Genomic DNA, 19,280 nt, shown 5'->3' with positions numbered 1-19,280 from the left:
CGCTTAGCTTATTCAGTAGGAAGGCAGACTACGCCTGCGCTTCCTGTTCTTTTGATTTGAGGCTTTGATAAAGCTTTGAATAGACAGGATCGGAGTTTAAAAGCTCTTGGTGAGTACCTTGACCAGAAACTCTCCCTTGTTCAACGACAATAATGTTGTCGGCATGCTCAATCGTGGATAGGCGATGCGCAATCACAACCAGAGTCTTTTCTTTTTGAATATTAGCCAGCGCTTCCTGTATTGCTCTTTCGGATTCAGTATCCAGAGCGGAGGTGGCTTCATCCAGTATTAGAACCTTTGATTTCTTCAGTAACGCTCTAGCTATAGCAAGGCGCTGGCGCTGCCCCCCAGAAAGGGTCACACCATTTTGACCAATTTCAGTATCGTAGCCCTCAGGCAACTGAACAATAAATTCATGGGCGTTAGCCAATTTGGCTGCATTCTCTATTTCGGAGCGCTTCGCGTTCTCTAGCGCTGGATACGCTATGTTATTGGCTATGCTATCGCTGAACAAATGAATATCTTGAGACACAGAACTGATGTGCGTACGTAAGTTAGAAAGTTCGTAATCTTCAACGTTCACACCATCAAGCAATACCGAGCCGGAATCAACCGAGTACAACCTAGGAAGAAGCTGAACTAAAGTACTTTTACCGGATCCAGATCGGCCGACTATCGCCGTCATTTTATTGGTCGGGATATCAATGGAGATATTATCCAAGGCTTTACCCGAAGCACCTTCGTAACCAAAACTCACGCCATCGAAACGGACGTTTCCTTCCGTAGAGTCTTGCGTGTGTTTTCCTGTGTTGCTTTCTGTAGGTTTATCCAATATTTCAAATAGAGATTCGCACGCTGCCATACCTCGTTGAAACTCAGAAAGCACATTGGTTAAGCCTCGCAAAGGGCGAAGAAGGCTATACATAGAAGCAAAAACAACCGTAAATGTGCCCGCAGAAAGCTGGTCATGAATATTGTCCATACTCGCAATGTACAACACGGCTACTAATGCGAATGAGGCAATAGTTTGAATGACAGGGCTAGACACTTGCTGCGCCACGATCAATTTCATGTTTTGCTGGCGAACTTGATTTGTGACACCTTCAAAACGGCTAACTTCTTTTTTCTGGCCGCCAAAACTTAACACTTCTTTGTGCCCTTTCAGCATTTGCTCAGAGCTTGTTGCTAAGTTTCCCATTTCATTTTGAATATTGTGGCTGACTTTTTTCAGGCGCTTAGAAATGACGCTGATTAATATGCCAATAACAGGGCAAACAATAAGAAGAACAGAAGAGAGTTGCCAACTGGTCCAGAACATCAAAGCAAGTAGACCAAAAATAGTCACGATTTCGCGTACAAGGGTGATCAAGGTGCTACTGGTCGCCCCAGCAACTTGCTCTGTATCATAAGTAATTTTGGAAAGTAAGGTGCCTGTGGATTCTTTACTGAAATAAGAAACGGGCATTTTCATTAGGTGATTGAAAAGCTCTCGACGCAACTTCATGACAATGTTGCTTGAAACCCAACTGAGTAAATAACCATAAACAAACCCGCTGCAACCACGTAAAAGTGCGGTTCCCAATATGATAAACGGGAGTATCTGTAGATAATTGGATTCTAGGTCACCAAAGCCTTCGTCCAAGATAGGCTTAAGCAAAGAGAGCATATAGATGTCACTTAAGGCGTTAATCGCCAATGCCACTATCGCTCCGCCTATCGCCAGCTTATAAACGCTGATGTAGGGAAGTAATCGCTTAAATTGTTCGATACTTTTCTTATCTTTAATGACAGTCATAAGAGTTTCGTGAAAATTTTTGCGCTAGATTACCATTAATTCAGTCAGTGTATTGTACTTTTGTCATCAAAACTGCTGCTGGATCTGCTGAAAAATGCTTGTTAAAGTCCCTCACTTCTGTGCGCGACAGTAGCCAAACGAGAATCAAAAATAATTTATGACAATACGAAATGCACTGCGTCGGTTTGACAGCTACCGTCGTGACAAAATGGGATCTTCTGAAATATTACTGTACAAGTTACTCAGTAATAACAAGTCGCTTGAACCCAAGCTTTTAGACAACGAAGATGTGAAGCATATCTTACTAATTCGTAACAATAAACGTATCGGAAATATGTTTTTTATGTTGCCTTTCATTCGAGAACTTAGAAAGCAATATCCCGATGCCAAAATAGATTTGCTACTGCGCGAACCGTGGCAAGGGCAGTTTTTTCAAAATATGGGGCTAGGGAAATTCGACTACTCCAGCTTCTCTTTCAAACAGATAGTAAGCTGGTTGCAATGTATTTTCCGTTTAAGGAAAAATACCTATGACTTGGTTCTTGTCCCCTACTCTTCTGTCACTGATAGCATGATGTCATCAATGCTAGACGCTCGTAATAAGGTATCTGAGTACGCGAAAGACAGGCTGCCTGCGGCCCCTCACTCATCACCGCTGCCTGTGAGACATCCCCACGCAGCGTTAGAAAGTTTAGATATTTTAAAAGGCATGAGAATCAAGCTTGATCCTGAATACGACCACACAATGGCGTTTTCTCAGCAAGAAACAGAGAATGCACAACAAATTTCTCAGCAGTTGCGAAAAGGAAAGGAACACATCACATTGGCTTACTTCCGTGGAGCACGCGGAGAAAAGCAACTTGATGAAACAACCTGGCAAACCGTGCTCACTCAATTTGATGAAGTGACGGGCAAGCAAATCAATTGGATCGAAATATTGAGCCCTGACATCCCAGCCCCACTCAACGCTGAAACACAAACTTATCAATCAAAAGACATGCGAGTACTTGCTGCCGTGCTCAAACAAATGGATGGGTTTATTTGTTGCGATACCGGTCCTTTGCATTTGGCGGATGCCGCTGGAGCAAACTGTATTGGTCTTTATACTCATACCTCGATAGAGCGATACGGGTTGCTAGGAAGCAACACAGTCAATGTTGATGGGTTAGATAACCTAGACGCGGCGCAAATTCTAAAGTCGCTTAAAATCCCATTTTGATGCTGCTTAAAAATCACTATAGAAAAAGACATAAAAAAACCGGAGCTTCTTAGCTCCGGTTTTTTGTATTCACTGAACTTTCTTACCAGCCAGTCACTTCACGAAGTGCTTTACCGATTTCAGCCAGAGACTTAGTCGTCTTAACGCCAGCCGCTTCTAGTGCTGCAAATTTGTCTTCCGCAGTACCTTTACCGCCAGAGATGATTGCACCAGCGTGACCCATACGCTTACCAGGAGGAGCCGTAACACCAGCGATGTAAGAAACTACAGGCTTAGTTACGTTCTCTTTGATGTACGCTGCTGCTTCTTCTTCCGCTGTTCCGCCGATCTCACCGATCATAACGATAGCTTCTGTTTCTGGGTCTTCTTGGAACAACTTCAGAATATCAATGAAGTTTGAACCAGGGATTGGGTCACCACCAATACCAACACAAGTAGATTGACCAAAGCCTTCGTCAGTTGTTTGCTTAACGGCTTCGTAAGTCAATGTACCTGAACGCGATACGATACCCACTTTACCTTTCTTGTGGATGTGACCAGGCATGATACCAATCTTACACTCGTCAGGAGTAATAACGCCTGGGCAGTTAGGACCGATCATGCGAACGCCAGTTTCTTCTAGCTTCACTTTCACATCAATCATATCCGTAGTTGGAATGCCTTCTGTGATAGTAACGATAAGCTCAATACCTGCATCGATAGCTTCTAGAATCGCATCTTTACAGAATGGTGCTGGAACGTAGATTACTGTCGCTGTTGCGCCAGTCGCTTCTACTGCTTCACGAACAGTATTGAACACTGGTTGACCTAAGTGAGTTTGACCACCTTTACCAGGAGAAACACCACCAACCATTTGCGTACCGTAAGCGATCGCTTGCTCAGAGTGGAAAGTACCTTGACCACCAGTAAAGCCCTGACAGATTACTTTAGTGTCTTTGTTAATTAGTACAGACATTATTTCGCCTCCGCAGCAGCAACAACTTTCTGAGCAGCATCTGTTAGCGACTCAGCAGCAATGATATCAACATCAGAATTAGCAAGAACTTCGCGACCTAAGTCTGCGTTAGTACCTTCTAAACGAACAACAACAGGCACTGTTACGCCAACTTCTTTAACCGCACCGATAATACCTTCAGCAATCATGTCACAACGAACAATACCACCGAAGATGTTTACAAGTACTGCTTTAACATTGTCATCAGAAAGGATGATCTTGAATGCTTCTGCTACGCGCTCTTTTGTTGCGCCGCCACCTACATCTAGGAAGTTAGCTGGCTTACCGCCATGCAGGTTTACGATATCCATCGTACCCATTGCCAGACCTGCACCGTTAACCATACAGCCAACGTTACCATCCAGTGCTACGTAGTTTAGTTCCCACTGTGCAGCGTGTGCTTCACGCTCATCTTCTTGAGATGGATCGTGCATTTCACGAAGCTTAGGCTGACGGTACATCGCGTTTGAATCGATGTTGATTTTACCGTCAAGACATAGAAGGTTACCTTCACCTGTCACAACAAGTGGGTTAATTTCTAGTAGAGCCAAATCGTACTGAGAGAACATAGTGCCAAGACCCATGAAGATCTTAACAAATTGCTTGATTTGATCACCCGCTAGGCCAAGTTTGAACGCAAGCTCACGACCTTGGTAAGCTTGAGGACCAACCAATGGGTCGATTGCTGCTTTATGAATCAACTCAGGTGTTTCTTCAGCAATTTTCTCGATGTCCACGCCGCCTTCTGTAGACGCCATGAATACAATTTTACGACTAGCACGGTCAACAACGGCACCTAGGTACAGCTCGTTAGCAATGTTCGATGCTTCTTCAACTAGGATTTTTGTTACTGGCTGACCGTTAGCGTCTGTTTGGTAAGTAACAAGGTTTTTACCCAGCCACTTTTGTGCAAACTCTTTTACGCCTTCTTTTGTGTCATGCAGTTCAACGCCGCCCGCTTTACCGCGACCACCAGCGTGTACCTGGCACTTAACGACTTTCTTCGCTGTACTGATGCGGCCGGCAGCTTCAAAAGCTTCTTGAGCTGTATCACACGCGAAACCTTCTGGTACAGGCAAACCGAATTCTGCAAACAGCTGTTTGGCTTGGTATTCATGCAAATTCATTGTGTTATTCCGTTTGTTTATCCCTTAGGGGATTTATTATTTCCATAGACGCGTTATCAATTCTGATAAACGGCGCACGTATGTAGGGTTTTAGTCTTGAGCATGCGAGATTTACCCGCAATAAAGAGCCAGACGTTGAGAGCCTGGCTCAATTTTTATGCTTTTACTTAGCCGACTATACGTCTAACAATAGACGAGCTGGATCTTCAAGCAACTCTTTAATCGTTACTAGGAAGCCAACCGACTCACGACCATCAATCAAACGGTGATCGTAAGATAGAGCCAAGTACATCATTGGAAGAATCTCAACTTTCCCATCAACCGCCATAGGACGCTCTTGGATTTTGTGCATACCAAGAATAGCAGACTGTGGTGGGTTAATGATTGGTGTAGACATTAGAGATCCGAACACGCCACCATTAGTGATAGTAAAGTTACCGCCAACCAACTCATCAACAGTCAGTTTGCCGTCACGACCTTTGATTGCCAGCTCTTTGATGCCTTTTTCAATTTCAGCAAAACCCAACGTATCACAATCTTTCAGTACGGGAGTAACAAGACCACGAGGTGTTGAAACTGCCATGCTGATATCGAAGTAGTTGTGGTAAACAATGTCTTCGCCATCAATCGATGCATTCACTTCAGGGTAACGCTTCAGCGCTTCAGTTACAGCTTTCACGTAGAAAGACATAAATCCAAGACGCGTACCGTGGCGCTCTTCAAATTGGTCTTTGTACTGCTTACGAAGATCCATGATTGGCTTCATGTTCACTTCATTAAACGTTGTCAGCATTGCTGTGCTGTTTTTCGCTTCAAGAAGACGCTTCGCAACTGTCTTACGAAGACGCGTCATTGGTACACGCTTCTGAGTGCGAGCGGCTGCAGGTGCTTCAATCTCTGGTTGAGCAGCTGCGGCTGGTGCAGATTTCGCAGCAGCTAGATGCGCATCGATATCTTCACGAGTAATACGACCGCCAACACCTGTTCCTTTCACTTGGTTTGCATCTAGGTTGTGCTCTGCAAGTAAACGGCGAACTGCTGGGCTCAGTGCATCGTTAGATTCTTCAGTCAAAGAAGCTTTATGGCGCTTGTCTGGAGAAGCTTCTTTGTCGTCTGTGCTGTCTGCTGTCGGTTCACCCGCTACAGCGCCAGGCTTCAATCTAGCAATAACTTGACGACCTAGTACTGTTGCACCTTCTTCTTCGACGATGGCTTCAAGTACACCGGCTTCAGGGGCAGGTACTTCCAGTACAACTTTATCTGTTTCAATATCAACAATGACTTCGTCACGCTCGATTGCATCACCTGGCTTCTTGTGCCACGTTGCAACCGTCGCATCAGCTACAGATTCAGGTAAGTCTGGAACCAGAATTTCAATTGTCATGTCTGTTTCGTCCTTTTTCTTCTAGTTCTTAATCTAGGGTAAGTGCGTCACTAATTAACGCTTTCTGTTGTTTCATGTGTACTGACATGTATCCAACTGCAGGTGATGCCGAAGCCGGACGACCTGCGTATTTCAAATCAGCACCAGCTGGAATCGCGGCACGGAAGTTATGTTGGCTAGAGTACCAAGCACCTTGGTTTTGAGGCTCTTCCTGACACCAAACATAATCCACTGCATTTGTGTATTGTGCGATCGCAGTTTGTACTTCTTCCAGCGGGAATGGGTACAACTGTTCAATACGAACTATCGCAACATCGTCTTGTTCGTTGTTGCGACGTTGCTCAAGTAGGTCGTAATAAACCTTGCCCGAACAAAATACAACACGCTTCACTTTAGACGCTTCCAGTGTATCTATCTCACCAATTGCAGCTTGGAACGTACCTTCCGACAAATCTTCTAATGAAGAAGTACAAAGCGGATGACGTAAAAGAGACTTAGGCGACATAACAATCAGCGGACGACGCATTGGGCGAACCACTTGACGACGGATCATGTGATAAACCTGCGCAGGCGTAGAAGGCACGACTACTTGCATGTTTTGTTCAGCACACAATTGCAAATAGCGCTCTAGACGTGCAGAGGAGTGCTCTGGACCTTGACCTTCGTAGCCGTGAGGTAGAAGCATAGTCAAACCACACAGACGAGCCCACTTTTGTTCTCCAGAAGAGATAAACTGGTCGATTACAACCTGTGCACCGTTCGCGAAGTCACCAAACTGAGCTTCCCATAACGTTAAACCACCCGGTTCTGCTGTCGCGTAACCATATTCAAATGCCAGCACAGCTTCTTCAGATAAAACGGAGTCAAATACTTGGAAAGGACCCTGCTTATCATGGATGTTCGCTAAAGGAACATAGGTGCTCGCATCCGTTTGGTTATGCAATACAGAATGACGGTGGAAGAAAGTACCACGACCTGAATCTTGACCAGAAATACGAATACGTTTGCCGTCATCAACCAAAGTTGCATACGCCAATGTTTCTGCCATACCCCAATCGAGTTGTTTCTCGCCATTAATCATCGACGTTCGATCGTTGTAAAGTTTGTTTACACGGCTATGAAGCTTGTGGCTTTCTGGGTACTGACACAAGCGTTGACCTAATTCTTTCAGGCGCTTGATATCAAAATTCGAATCCCAATCCGTATCCCAATCGTGACCAATATAAGGTGACCAGTCTACGGAATGCAGTGCCATTGGACGCCATTCCTTCACCACGACTTCACCGTGGTCAAGTGCATCTCGGTACTCGTTCACTAACAGCGTGGCGGTTTCAATATCAAACTCGCCACGTTCAATTAGAACGTCTGCATACAGCTTACGAGGGGTTGGGTGCTTCTTGATTTTTTGATACATCAACGGTTGAGTTGCATTCGGCTCATCCGCTTCGTTGTGACCGTGGCGACGGTAACAAACCAAATCAATAACGACATCACATTTGAACGTATTACGGTAATCAACAGCTAAGCGAGCAACAAAAGCTACTGCTTCTGGATCATCTGCGTTCACGTGGAAAATCGGTGCCTGTACCATCTTGGCAATATCGGTACAGTACATAGTTGATCGAGTATCACGAGGGTTCGACGTTGTGAAACCGACTTGGTTATTCACAACAATTCGGACAGTACCACCAACACAGAAACCGCGAGCTTGAGACATATTGAACGTTTCTTGAACAACGCCCTGACCGGCTATCGCAGAGTCCCCATGGATGGTAATAGGCAGAACGCTGCTTCCATCTTTATCCCCTAGACGATCCTGACGAGCTCGGACCGAACCGATAACTACAGGGTTAACAATTTCTAGGTGAGATGGGTTAAATGCTAACGCTAGGTGTACATCGCCACCAGGTGTTGCAAAGTCGGCAGAAAAACCTTGGTGATATTTAACGTCACCAGTACCCCAAGTGTCATCGTGTTTGCCCGCAAATTCATCGAACAAATCTTGCGGCTTCTTACCCAGCACGTTGACCAGCATATTCAAACGACCACGGTGGGCCATGCCGACAACAACTTCACGAACGCCCTGAGCACCTGCGCTACGAATGATTTCCTTAGTCATAGGAATCATTGCATCGCCGCCTTCTAAGGAGAAACGTTTAGCACCTGGGAATTTAGCACCGAGATAACGCTCTAAGCCTTCTGCTGCAGTCAGCTCATGAAGGAAAGTTTTTTTCTCTTCATCAGTAAACGATGCTTGGCCAGACACAGATTCCAAACGTTGCTGAATCCAACGTTTTTGCTCTGTATTTGTCATGTGCATATATTCAGCACCGACGGAGCCACAATAAGTTTGCTTGAGGGCTTTTTGAAGATCTCTCAAAACCATAGTTTCTTGCCCATTGGCAAAAGAACCTACGTTAAAAGTTTCGTCTAAATCTTCTTCAGTGAGGGTATGGAAAGCAGGGTTCAGTTCAGCGACTGTATCTCTTTCCCAAAGACCGAGAGGGTCGAGGTTGGCAGCTTCATGCCCGCGGAATCGGTAGGCATTGATAAGCTGTAGTACTTTTACTTGTTTAGCATCGACATCGGGATCACTAACTTGGACATTGTAATGCTTTGTTTCTTTCGCTAATCGACGGAAGTAATCACGGACACGAGAATGCGGTTGATCGACCGCGTCGGATTGCGTAGGCAACCCTTCAAATACTCGTTTCCATTCCTCACTCACCAAATCGGGATCACTAAGATACAGTTCGTAGAGTTCTTCTACATAAGTTGCATTGGCGCCAGCCAAGTGTGAAGACTCGAGCCATGCCTTCATCACGCCGTTGTGCATATTTTCCCTTAACCAGTAGGTTTCACGTTTGCATCGGTCTTATGCCGAGCTATTAATAAAGCCGACCCAAAGGCTTTACATAAGGGTCGGCAATTTTGAATCCATTAAACCGAACGATTCAATAACATGGTCTTAATATGACCAATCGCTTTCGTAGGATTTAATCCCTTAGGACAAACACTTACACAATTCATAATGCCATGGCAACGAAAAACGCTAAAAGCATCGTCAAGATTAGATAAACGTTCGTCTGTAGCCGTATCACGGCTATCAATTAACCAACGGTAAGCAGCAAGTAGACCTGCTGGACCGATGAACTTATCTGGGTTCCACCAAAATGATGGGCATGACGTCGTACAACATGCACACATGATACATTCATAAAGACCGTCTAAATGAGCGCGATCTTCCGGTACCTGTAAGTTTTCACGTGAAGGTGGCAAGTTCCCATCTGAAATCAAGAATGGCTTCACTTTCGCGTAGTTGTCGTAGAACTGAGTCATATCAACAATCAAGTCTCGTACAACCGGTAAACCAGGCAACGGACGAATGATGATGGTGTTTTTGTCAGTTAATGCAGATAACGGCGTAATACAAGCCAGACCATTCTTTCCGTTCATATTTAAACCATCAGAACCACACACACCTTCTCGGCATGAGCGTCTGAATGAAATAGACGGGTCTTGCTCCTTCAGTAAGATAAGTGCATCAAGCACCATCATGTCTGAACCTTCTTCCACTTCAAGGACATAGTCCTTCATGTAAGGCTTTTTATCTGCATCCGGATTGTAACGATAAAGAGAGAAATTAAGTTTCATGGTATGTACCTCCCTTTAGTATGTACGTGCTTTTGGCGGAAATGCTTCACGATGAACTGGACTCATGTTCACATCGCGCTTGGTCATTGCTTCGGTTTCCGGGTTATAGATGGAGTGGCATAGCCAGTTTTCATCATCACGGTCAGGGAAATCGAATCGTGCATGCGCACCACGGCTTTCTGTGCGATAGTTCGCTGCTACAGCCGTTGAAAACGCCGTTTCCATCAAGTTGTCCAGTTCCAAACACTCAATTCGCTCCGTATTAAACTCGGTTGATTTATCAGCCAAGTGCGCCTCTTTCAAGCGCTCACGAATCACTTTTAACTCTTCTAAACCTGTTGCCATCGCATCGCCCTCTCGGAATACCGAGAAGCTATTCTGCATACAGCTTTGAAGATCTTTACGAATTTGAGCTGGATCTTCACCGCCTGTACTTCCTTCCCAACGCATGGTACGAGCCAGAGATGCTTCAATATCAGACTCCGTCGCTGGACGTGCTTCAGCTTGTGCCGCCAACGTTTCGCCAAGATGCAATCCTGTCGCGCGACCAAACACAACCAAGTCTAACAGTGAATTACCACCCAAGCGGTTAGCACCATGAACAGATACAGAAGCAATTTCACCACAAGCAAATAGACCTTGTATTTCTTGCTCTCCACCGTCAGCGTTTTGCTTAATGGCTTGACCGGATACCTGTGTTGGTACACCACCCATCATATAGTGACAAGTTGGGATAACCGGAATTGGCTCATGAACTGGATCAACGTGCGCAAACGTACGTGAAAGCTCACAGATACCAGGAAGACGAGATTCAAGTACTTCCTTACCAAGGTGATCCATTTTAAGTTTGATGTGTGGTCCCCAAGGCCCATCACAACCACGACCTTCGCGGATTTCAATCATCATTGAACGAGCAACAACGTCACGACCAGCAAGGTCTTTTGCGTTAGGTGCGTAACGCTCCATAAAGCGCTCACCATCTTTGTTAAGTAGGTAACCACCTTCACCACGACAACCTTCAGTAACCAGTACACCTGCACCGGCAATACCAGTTGGGTGGAACTGCCACATCTCCATGTCTTGCATTGGCACGCCAGCACGAAGTGCCATACCAACGCCATCACCGGTGTTGATGTGTGCGTTTGTAGTCGATGAATAAATTCGACCAGCACCACCTGTCGCCAATATTGTGGCTTTAGACTTGAAGTAACACATCTCTCCGGTTTCCATACAGATTGCTGTACAGCCAAGGATTGCGCCATCTTGGTTTTTCACCAGATCAAGCGCATACCATTCAGAGAAGATGGTGGTTTTGTGTTTAATGTTTTGCTGATACAAAGTATGAAGCAGTGCGTGACCTGTTCGGTCAGCCGCCGCTGCGGTACGAGCTGCTTGCTCGCCACCAAATTCTTTCGATTGACCGCCGAATGGACGCTGATAAATACTTCCGTTTTCAAAGCGAGAGAAAGGTAACCCCATTTTCTCTAGCTCAATAACCGATTCTGGTCCGGTTTTACACATATATTCGATAGCGTCTTGGTCGCCAATATAATCGGAGCCCTTTACGGTATCGTACATGTGCCATTGCCAATTATCTTTATGAGAGTTTCCAAGAGCTACTGTAATACCGCCCTGAGCTGAAACGGTATGCGAACGAGTAGGAAATACTTTGGAAAGCAAAGCACATGATAGGCCTTGCTCTGAAATTTGCAGAGCGGCACGCATGCCTGCACCGCCAGCACCGATTACAACGGCATCAAATTCACGAACTGGAATAGTCACTTACGCACCCCACAATACAAACAGACCAGAGAAGAAATAGGCGATTAAAACGGCAATAATTGCTACTTGAATTACACCACGCAAAAAGACGGGCTTGATGTAATCAGTTAAAACCTGCCACAAGCCAATCCATGCATGAACAAGCACACAAACTAATGCAAGCATAGTAAAGACTTTGGTAAACGTACCGCCAAAAAACGCGGTCCAGGACATGTAAGTAATTTCGTTGAAGGCACAAAAGCCAACAAGATAAATAGTGTATAGGGTTAAAATGATCGCACTTGCGCGGATCAATACATAATCATGAACGCCATTGCGCCCAAGCGTTGAAACATGCTTTACCATACCATCACCCCCGCGAGTAGCGACAATACTACTGTTACGGCAAAAGATACTTTAGCGCTCAACGCACCTGTATCTAACTCTTCAAAATATCCCATATCCATGAATAAGTGACGAATACCGCCTACTATATGATATGCGAGTGCAGTAAGAATACCCCACAAGATGAACGATACGAAAAAGCTATCAACAATGTCTGCTGCTTTAGCGAATCCTAGGGGAGAAGAGAGGGAAATGGATAGTAACCAGAGTAAAATTCCAATTGCTACAAACGTAATAACACCTGAAATTCGATGCAGGATGGATGCGATTGCAGAAATTGGAAAGTGGACTGTCTGTAAATCTAAATTAACAGGTCTAGACTTTCTTTCTTTCACGGGCTTGCTCACTCAGCTCCTTAGAGCATTTATAGTTATAAACCAAATTTTAGTAGGAAACCGACAAAAATTAACATTTAATTAACGCATTCAGCTCATATTGGGCGAGATAAATGTAAATGAATTGTTATATTTGCTTCTATTATTATAGGCCAGATTTTCCGTCTAGCCTTGAATTTATAAGGATTCCACAAAAATTTTCTGCGCCACTATACGGGCGGTAACATATTAATACAATTGACGTAACAAATAATGCTACACAGAACAGATTTTTAACTTTTTTCATATGAAAAATCAAAACGAGTGCACACAAAAGAGGAGAAAAATTGACTTTACTTTAGATACTCAGTAAAAAAACGGCACACAAAATATCCTGGATGGATTAATAATAAACAAAGGAGAATGTTATGGCAGATAAGAAAGCGACCCTTCATATTGAAGGTAAAGCGCCAATCGAGCTGCCGATTATGGAAGGTACAGTTGGACCTGAAGTAATCGATGTTCGTAAACTAGGAGCCAATGGTTACTTTACTTTTGACCCCGGTTTTCTTGCCACTGCATCTTGTGAATCCCAAATCACTTATATTGACGGTGCGAAAGGTATCCTTCTTCACAGAGGTTTCCCTATCGACCAACTTGCCAATAACGCAGATTACCTGGAAGTGTGTTACATCCTTCTGTATGGCGAAGCCCCAGATCGTAAGCAATATGAACAATTTAAAGAGACCGTAACGCGTCACACAATGGTCCATGAGCAAATCGCAAGTTTCTTCCACGGATTCCGCCGTGATGCTCACCCAATGGCTGTAATGTGTGGTGTTGTAGGAGCACTAGCGGCTTTCTACCACGACTCTCTAGACATCAACAATGATAAGCACCGCGAAATCGCGGCGTACCGATTGCTTTCAAAAATGCCAACTTTGGCAGCAATGTGTTACAAGTACTCAATCGGTCAACCGTTTATCTACCCACGAAACGAACTAAGCTATGCGGAAAACTTCCTGCATATGATGTTTGCTAACCCATGTGAAGAGTACAATGTTAATCCTGTTGTTGCTCGCGCAATGGACAAGATCTTTACGCTGCATGCGGATCACGAGCAAAACGCGTCAACCTCTACAGTTCGTTTATCTGGTTCGTCAGGTGCAAACCCATTTGCATGTATCGCGGCAGGTATCGCCTCTCTTTGGGGTCCTGCACACGGTGGTGCTAATGAAGCGTGTTTGCGTATGCTGGAAGAAATCGGCAGTGTCGACAACATCCCGGAATACATTGAACGTGCGAAAGACAAAGATGACCCATTCCGCCTAATGGGCTTTGGTCACCGCGTTTACAAGAACTACGATCCACGTGCAACCGTAATGCGCGAAGCTTGCCACGAAGTACTTGAGGAGTTGAATATTCAAGATCCTCTACTAGACGTAGCAATGGAACTAGAGCGTATTGCTTTGTCTGACGAGTACTTCGTTGAGAAGAAACTGTACCCTAACGTAGATTTCTACTCAGGTATCATCCTGAAAGCCATCGGCATTCCAATCTCTATGTTCACGGTTATCTTCGCGATGTCTCGTACAATCGGCTGGATTGCACATTGGAATGAAATGCACAGCGATCCTAACAACCGTATTGGTCGTCCTCGCCAGTTGTATACAGGTAAGAAATCTCGTGACTTCCAACCTCTTCACGAGAGAGAATGATATTCAACTCTTTGATTTTTCATAGATGATTGAGTAACAAACAAAAGGTCGAAGCATTTGCTTCGACCTTTTTGATTGTATAAACCTAATTTTGCTCGCTTACTTTAAACTGGGTTATAGATATCGATAAAGGTGACATCCAATCCATGTTCAGACGCTAACCACTCTCCTAATGCTTTAACGCCATATCTCTCTGTTGCATGATGACCAGCAGCGAAGTAATGAATGTTCTGTTCACGAGCCGTATAGGTGGTTCTTTCCGATATTTCACCGGAAACGAATGCATCTAAACCATGCGCTACAGCCAGTTCGATAAAATCTTGCCCTCCACCAGTACACCATCCGATCGTTTCGATTGTTTTAGCTTCATCATCTGGTGTGATATGCAGAGGAGTACGATTTAAGACTTGCTCTATCTTTTTGGAAAAAGCTTTACCAGACATGGGGGTAGGTAATTTTCCAAACATAGCAACGGACTGAGGGTGCCCTTCTAAACCACCTTGAACTTCTATATCCAAAAGTTCAGCTAGGCAAGCGTTGTTACCCAATTCAGGGTGAATATCCAATGGCAAATGATACCCATACAAATTAATGTCAGACTTAATCAGGCTTCGAATACGCTTTCCTTTCATGCCCTTTATTGGTTCTGGCTCGCCTTTCCAAAAGTACCCATGGTGCACAAGTAAGGCATCAGCCTTTAATTCAATTGCCCTTTCGATCAATGCTTGTGATGCGGTTACACCTGTCACGATACGTTTTATTTCAGGTTTGCCTTCAACCTGCATACCATTAGGGCTGTAGTCTTTAATCAATTGGGGAGACAGCTTCTCGTTGAGAATCGATTCGAGCTGAAAATTGTTCATCTTATTCATCCATTGATTTATCTGCTTTTAGCGCGTTTATAACAATTTAAGGTTAGAATGTCGAAACGAAATGGAGAAAAATCAATGCTATCAAAACCCGAAATCGACAAACTCCTTCATTGGGTCGCATCTACCCCATCTCTGTTCAACCTTAACGCACCTGTCTGCGGAAATTCTCCATTTTCGCAAAACATACCTGTTAGCATGAACGGTTACTCTGGGAATCAACGCCTAGGTTTTGTCTACCAATATGCTTGCCGCTGTTTGTTTCAAGCAAACAGTCAATACAGATTGCTAGAAGAAGAAATTCAATTACAACAAGATGGACGCACATTGGGCGCTATCGACTTTATTCTAGAAAACCATGACACCCAAACCATTGAGCACTGGGAAGTCGCCATTAAATTCTACTTACTTCATAACACACTTTGGTATGGCCCCAATGCTAAGGATAGACTGGATCTGAAGCTCGACAGAATGTTGAGTCACCAACTGAAAATGTCTTCTTCCAAAGCATTTAAAACCCAGTTCCCAGAATGGGAAAGTATAAGTGAACACCTGCTAATGCAAGGTAGGCTCTACACAAACCCATTTGACGATGAGGCGATCCCAAAAAGTTGCCTTGAGTATCAGATCGAACAATCTCGAATCAAAGGCTATTGGTGCTACGACAGCCAAAAACACCTCATTACCGACAAACTTTATGTATTAGATAAAAAAGATTGGGTGACAGGAAGGAATAAAGATTCGGTGCTATTTTCAGGGGAAGTTAACAAGTTTGTCCACTGCCAATCAGAGAGTGGGCAATATTGGTTTATTGTTAATAACCAATGGCCTAATTGACTTAGGGCTACTGTTTTAGACATAAAAAAGGTGGCTTTCGCCACCTTTCTTGTACCAGTTAAAAATTATAAGCCAGCATTTTCAAAAACTTGGTTTACAATTTCTTGAGCTTCTTCTTCAATAGCCTTCAAGTGCTCTTCGCCTTTAAAGCTCTCACAGTAAATCTTATAAATATCTTCAGTACCAGATGGGCGAGCCGCAAACCAGCCGTTACCTGTGGTCACTTTTAGACCACCAATCGCCGCACCGTTTCCTGGCGCATGAGTCAAACGTGCCGTGATTTCATCACCAGCCAAGGTCTTTGCAGATACCATCTCAGGTGACAGTTTCTTTAGGATATTCTTTTGCTCAGTATTAGCTACGGCTTGAATTCTATTATATTGAGACTCACCATGTTTGGCGGCTAACTCTTCATAATAATCCTGTGGGTTTTTACCGGTTACCGCTGTAATCTCAGCAGCAAGAAGACACAAGATAATGCCATCTTTGTCTGTCGACCAAGGCGTACCATCTTTACGTAGGAAAGAGGCTCCCGCACTTTCTTCACCACCAAATCCGAATTCGCCAGAATACAGACCGTCAACAAACCATTTGAATCCAACAGGTACTTCGCATAACGTGCGACCTAAGTCGGCAACTACACGGTCAATCAACGCGCTGGAAACCAATGTTTTCCCTACTGCAACTTCTTTCCCCCACCCTTCACGGTGACGGTACAAGTAGTCAATACATACGGCAAGGAAGTGGTTCGGGTTCATAAGCCCCTTAGGCGTTACTATTCCGTGCCTGTCGTAATCTGGGTCATTACCAAACGCTAGGTCATAATCATCTTTGAGGGCAAGCAAGCTGGACATCGCATACGGCGAAGAGCAATCCATGCGAATCACGCCATCTTTATCTAGCGACATAAACTGGAACGACGGATCAATAGACTCACTCACCAGGGTAAGATCTAACGCGTACTCTTTAGCGATCTGACGCCAATAGTCAATTCCAGAGCCACCTAAAGGATCCACCCCAATCTTAATGTTCGCATTTTGAATAGCTTGCATATCGATAACGTTAACCAAGTCATCAATATATGGTTTTACTAAATCGATTTCTTTAAACAATTCAGATGCTTTAGCTTGAACAGAGTGACTACGTTTAACACCTTGTAAACCTTCGGCAATCAATACATTCGCTCGGTCTTCGATTGCTTGAGTCAGTTCTGCTTCAGCTGGACCACCGTGAGTAGGGTTGTATTTGATACCGCCGTCTTGTGGTGGGTTATGCGAAGGCGTAATAACGATACCATCTGCTTTTTCAGAATGCTTTAGGTTATACGTCAAAATTGCGTGTGAAATACCCGGTGTAGGAGTAAAGCCGTTATTTTCCTGAACCACTACTTCTACGCCATTAGCAATCAGAACTTCAATAACGCTAGTAAACGCTGGTTCAGATAACGCATGCGTATCTTTGCCTAAAAATAACGGACCTGTCGTCCCCAGCTCTTTACGAACTTCCGCGACCGCTTGAGCAATCGCAAGGATATGGTGTTCATTAAAAGTGGATTTATCTGAGGTGCCGCGGTGACCTGACGTACCGAATTGAACACGGTGCTCTGGATTAGAAGGTTCTGGTTGAAGTAGAAAGTAATTAGCAACTAACGAAGGGATGTTGTGTAAATCTTCTTGCAGTGCTTTTTGCCCTGCTCGAGGATGGATAGCCATTTTTATTTTCCTTTTAATTTTCTTACCCACATAAACAAAACCTCATAATAACGTTTAATGAAGTCATCATGAGGCTTTGTCTATGCGCTTTTAAATTGCGTTACACACCTTTTCAATTAGGTCGCCTTGAAAGCCCATTCGAGTCATCAATTGGTCTACCATTTGGCGTTTCCGATTTGTATTATTATTGGTGATTACCCAGAAAGGTGTATTAGGAATCTGACGTGGTTTTGTTGTTTTTCCGCTGGCAAGCAACGTGTCTTCATTATTTGCAAAATAGACTCGTGTACGACCTTTAACTTGAGTTGCTTCTGCAAAATTATCGTTGTGAATGCCGTGAAGAGTCGATAGCACCAACATAAACCGATCAATCGCTTTGTCTTTACCTGCAAATTCATCAGAAATTAATAAAGAGCGAAGCACTTTGACACCGTCTATTGCCGAGTCCTTACCTGCATCTTTACTTACTACGATTCCATTCACTGCCGGAGCCGGAGTCTCTACTGCTTTTGCTTTATCAGCCATCAATAAACGTCGCAGAATGTCAGATGCACTCTCGCCAATATGTTGTGTCTGACTTGCAATGTAACGGTATAGATCCTCATCAACCTCTATTGTTTTCATTCGCTTTTCACAATCTCTATGTTTAAACTCTGGAAGATTATAACCAGTTCTTCCGTGATACTCTACGGCAAACCCAACAAGATAAAGAGAAAATGTCATCACTTTTGAATTATAAGTTGCAGGGCGAAGGCTCAACGATTGTTCTTCTACATGGATTGTTCGGTAACCTCGATAACCTTGGTCTCCTTACTCGCGATTTGATCCAAGATCATCAAGTGCTTACGGTCGATCTTCGGAACCATGGGTTATCCTTTCATAGTGATATTCATACGTACGAAGAAATGGCACGAGATGTTGAAACTCTAATCCGTCATTTGGAATTAGATAACGTCATATTAGTCGGTCATTCGATGGGCGGAAAAGTAGCAATGAAGCTTGCTTCTATTCTTGGTAAACAAGTTAACCATCTTGTGGTTTTGGACATGGCACCTGTCGCCTATACACAAAACAGGCACGATAATGTGTTCGCTGGGTTGCACGCTATAGAACAACAAAAGCCCGCCTCTCGCTCGGACGCTATGAAGATACTTGCTCAGCATATTGAAATGGAAGGTGTTAGGCAGTTTCTTGGAAAATCACTCTATAAAGAAACCTCTCACCTCGGTTGGCGATTCAATGTTGCGTCACTTTATGCAAATTATAACAACATACTTACGTGGCATGAGTTAACCCCAGTTGAGATACCGACTCTCTTTATTAAAGGAGGAAATTCCGACTATTTAACAGAAGAGCATCAAGGGCTCGTGCGTCAGCAATTTCCGTTCGCAAAAGCCCATGTTATAGCTAATACAGGTCATTGGTTACACGCCGAAAAGCCAAATGATGTACTGCGAGTACTGCGTCGTTTTATATCAACATAGAAATCAC

The 19,280-nt window shown here is 44.1% G+C and carries 16 protein-coding genes; 4 read left to right on the top strand and 12 right to left on the bottom strand.

The annotated features are described in order from the left end of the window. Positions 1–28: 28 nt before the first annotated feature. Positions 29–1,795, bottom strand: coding sequence for a lipid A export permease/ATP-binding protein MsbA (gene msbA, locus CW749_RS17325; protein ID WP_101113526.1), 1,767 nt, complete (start codon positions 1,793–1,795; stop codon positions 29–31). A 157-nt stretch (positions 1,796–1,952) separates the two neighbouring features. Here msbA and CW749_RS17320 point away from each other — a divergent pair, with 157 nt between their 5' ends. Then, positions 1,953–3,014: a glycosyltransferase family 9 protein gene (locus CW749_RS17320; RefSeq protein ID WP_101113525.1), complete on the top strand. Its 1,062-nt coding sequence runs from the start codon at positions 1,953–1,955 to the stop codon at positions 3,012–3,014. 82 nt (positions 3,015–3,096) lie between these two features. On the opposite strand, the gene sucD is transcribed toward CW749_RS17320, so the two are convergent. From sucD to sdhC, 8 genes are all read right to left on the bottom strand, one after another. After that, positions 3,097–3,969, bottom strand: coding sequence for a succinate--CoA ligase subunit alpha (gene sucD, locus CW749_RS17315; RefSeq protein ID WP_101113524.1), 873 nt, complete (start codon positions 3,967–3,969; stop codon positions 3,097–3,099). Beyond that, positions 3,969–5,135: an ADP-forming succinate--CoA ligase subunit beta gene (sucC, locus tag CW749_RS17310; RefSeq protein WP_101113523.1), complete on the bottom strand. Its 1,167-nt coding sequence runs from the start codon at positions 5,133–5,135 to the stop codon at positions 3,969–3,971. Before sucC ends, sucD begins: the two co-directional genes overlap by 1 nt. A 175-nt stretch (positions 5,136–5,310) precedes the next feature. Further along, complete coding sequence (odhB, locus tag CW749_RS17305) at positions 5,311–6,519, bottom strand: 2-oxoglutarate dehydrogenase complex dihydrolipoyllysine-residue succinyltransferase (RefSeq protein ID WP_101113522.1); 1,209 nt, start codon at positions 6,517–6,519, stop codon at positions 5,311–5,313. A gap of 28 nt (positions 6,520–6,547) precedes the next feature. After that, positions 6,548–9,355, bottom strand: coding sequence for a 2-oxoglutarate dehydrogenase E1 component (gene sucA, locus CW749_RS17300; RefSeq protein WP_101113521.1), 2,808 nt, complete (start codon positions 9,353–9,355; stop codon positions 6,548–6,550). Positions 9,356–9,459: 104 nt separating this feature from the next. Then, entirely contained in the window at positions 9,460–10,173 is a 714-nt protein-coding gene (locus tag CW749_RS17295) for a succinate dehydrogenase iron-sulfur subunit (protein WP_101113520.1), read from the bottom strand. Positions 10,174–10,188: 15 nt separating this feature from the next. After that, positions 10,189–11,955 (bottom strand): succinate dehydrogenase flavoprotein subunit, encoded by a 1,767-nt coding sequence (gene sdhA / locus CW749_RS17290; protein ID WP_101113519.1) that lies wholly within the window; start codon positions 11,953–11,955, stop codon positions 10,189–10,191. Next, on the bottom strand, positions 11,956–12,300 hold the full coding sequence (gene sdhD / locus CW749_RS17285; RefSeq protein ID WP_101113518.1) for a succinate dehydrogenase, hydrophobic membrane anchor protein: 345 nt from the start codon (positions 12,298–12,300) through the stop codon (positions 11,956–11,958). Continuing rightward, the gene (gene sdhC / locus CW749_RS17280; RefSeq protein WP_101113517.1) at positions 12,294–12,686 is read right to left on the bottom strand and encodes a succinate dehydrogenase cytochrome b556 subunit; all 393 of its coding nucleotides are present in this window, start codon (positions 12,684–12,686) and stop codon (positions 12,294–12,296) included. The genes sdhD and sdhC overlap by 7 nt, the downstream gene beginning before the upstream one ends. A 395-nt stretch (positions 12,687–13,081) precedes the next feature. Between sdhC and CW749_RS17275 the strand changes: the two genes are divergently transcribed. Next, positions 13,082–14,371: a citrate synthase gene (locus tag CW749_RS17275; protein WP_101113516.1), complete on the top strand. Its 1,290-nt coding sequence runs from the start codon at positions 13,082–13,084 to the stop codon at positions 14,369–14,371. Between the two features lie 104 nt (positions 14,372–14,475). Here the strand turns inward: CW749_RS17275 and CW749_RS17270 are convergent, their stop codons facing one another. After that, entirely contained in the window at positions 14,476–15,234 is a 759-nt protein-coding gene (locus CW749_RS17270) for a Nif3-like dinuclear metal center hexameric protein (RefSeq protein ID WP_101113515.1), read from the bottom strand. A 57-nt stretch (positions 15,235–15,291) separates the two neighbouring features. Here CW749_RS17270 and CW749_RS17265 point away from each other — a divergent pair, with 57 nt between their 5' ends. Continuing rightward, positions 15,292–16,077, top strand: a complete 786-nt coding sequence (locus CW749_RS17265; RefSeq protein ID WP_101113514.1) for a DUF1853 family protein — start codon at positions 15,292–15,294, stop codon at positions 16,075–16,077. 65 nt (positions 16,078–16,142) lie between these two features. On the opposite strand, the gene pgm is transcribed toward CW749_RS17265, so the two are convergent. Together pgm and seqA are read right to left on the bottom strand one after the other, a co-directional pair. Then, positions 16,143–17,789 carry a phosphoglucomutase (alpha-D-glucose-1,6-bisphosphate-dependent) gene (gene pgm / locus CW749_RS17260; RefSeq protein WP_101113513.1) on the bottom strand — a complete coding sequence of 549 codons (1,647 nt, stop codon included), beginning with the start codon at positions 17,787–17,789 and terminating at the stop codon, positions 16,143–16,145. 90 nt (positions 17,790–17,879) lie between these two features. Then, positions 17,880–18,413, bottom strand: coding sequence for a replication initiation negative regulator SeqA (gene seqA / locus CW749_RS17255; protein WP_101113642.1), 534 nt, complete (start codon positions 18,411–18,413; stop codon positions 17,880–17,882). A gap of 92 nt (positions 18,414–18,505) precedes the next feature. On the opposite strand from seqA, the gene CW749_RS17250 reads away from it, so the two are divergent. Further along, entirely contained in the window at positions 18,506–19,273 is a 768-nt protein-coding gene (locus CW749_RS17250; protein ID WP_101113512.1) for an alpha/beta fold hydrolase, read from the top strand. Positions 19,274–19,280: the final 7 nt, after the last annotated feature.

This window comes from Vibrio sp. vnigr-6D03 (genome assembly GCF_002835515.1).
GTDB classification, from domain to species: domain Bacteria; phylum Pseudomonadota; class Gammaproteobacteria; order Enterobacterales; family Vibrionaceae; genus Vibrio; species Vibrio penaeicida.
This window is presented reverse-complemented; position numbering and strand designations above follow the sequence as displayed.

Bases quoted from the DNA above. Each gene is read 5' to 3' on its own strand.
- msbA (WP_101113526.1), bottom strand. From the start codon at position 1,795: ATGACTGTCATTAAAGATAAGAAAAGTATCGAACAATTTAAGCGATTA.
- CW749_RS17320 (WP_101113525.1), top strand. From the start codon at position 1,953: ATGACAATACGAAATGCACTGCGTCGGTTTGACAGCTACCGTCGTGAC.
- sucD (WP_101113524.1), bottom strand. From the start codon at position 3,969: ATGTCTGTACTAATTAACAAAGACACTAAAGTAATCTGTCAGGGCTTT.
- sucC (WP_101113523.1), bottom strand. From the start codon at position 5,135: ATGAATTTGCATGAATACCAAGCCAAACAGCTGTTTGCAGAATTCGGT.
- odhB (WP_101113522.1), bottom strand. From the start codon at position 6,519: ATGACAATTGAAATTCTGGTTCCAGACTTACCTGAATCTGTAGCTGAT.
- sucA (WP_101113521.1), bottom strand. From the start codon at position 9,355: ATGCACAACGGCGTGATGAAGGCATGGCTCGAGTCTTCACACTTGGCT.
- CW749_RS17295 (WP_101113520.1), bottom strand. From the start codon at position 10,173: ATGAAACTTAATTTCTCTCTTTATCGTTACAATCCGGATGCAGATAAA.
- sdhD (WP_101113518.1), bottom strand. From the start codon at position 12,300: ATGGTAAAGCATGTTTCAACGCTTGGGCGCAATGGCGTTCATGATTAT.
- CW749_RS17275 (WP_101113516.1), top strand. From the start codon at position 13,082: ATGGCAGATAAGAAAGCGACCCTTCATATTGAAGGTAAAGCGCCAATC.
- CW749_RS17270 (WP_101113515.1), bottom strand. From the start codon at position 15,234: ATGAACAATTTTCAGCTCGAATCGATTCTCAACGAGAAGCTGTCTCCC.
- CW749_RS17265 (WP_101113514.1), top strand. From the start codon at position 15,292: ATGTCGAAACGAAATGGAGAAAAATCAATGCTATCAAAACCCGAAATC.
- pgm (WP_101113513.1), bottom strand. From the start codon at position 17,789: ATGGCTATCCATCCTCGAGCAGGGCAAAAAGCACTGCAAGAAGATTTA.
- seqA (WP_101113642.1), bottom strand. From the start codon at position 18,413: ATGAAAACAATAGAGGTTGATGAGGATCTATACCGTTACATTGCAAGT.
- CW749_RS17250 (WP_101113512.1), top strand. From the start codon at position 18,506: ATGTCATCACTTTTGAATTATAAGTTGCAGGGCGAAGGCTCAACGATT.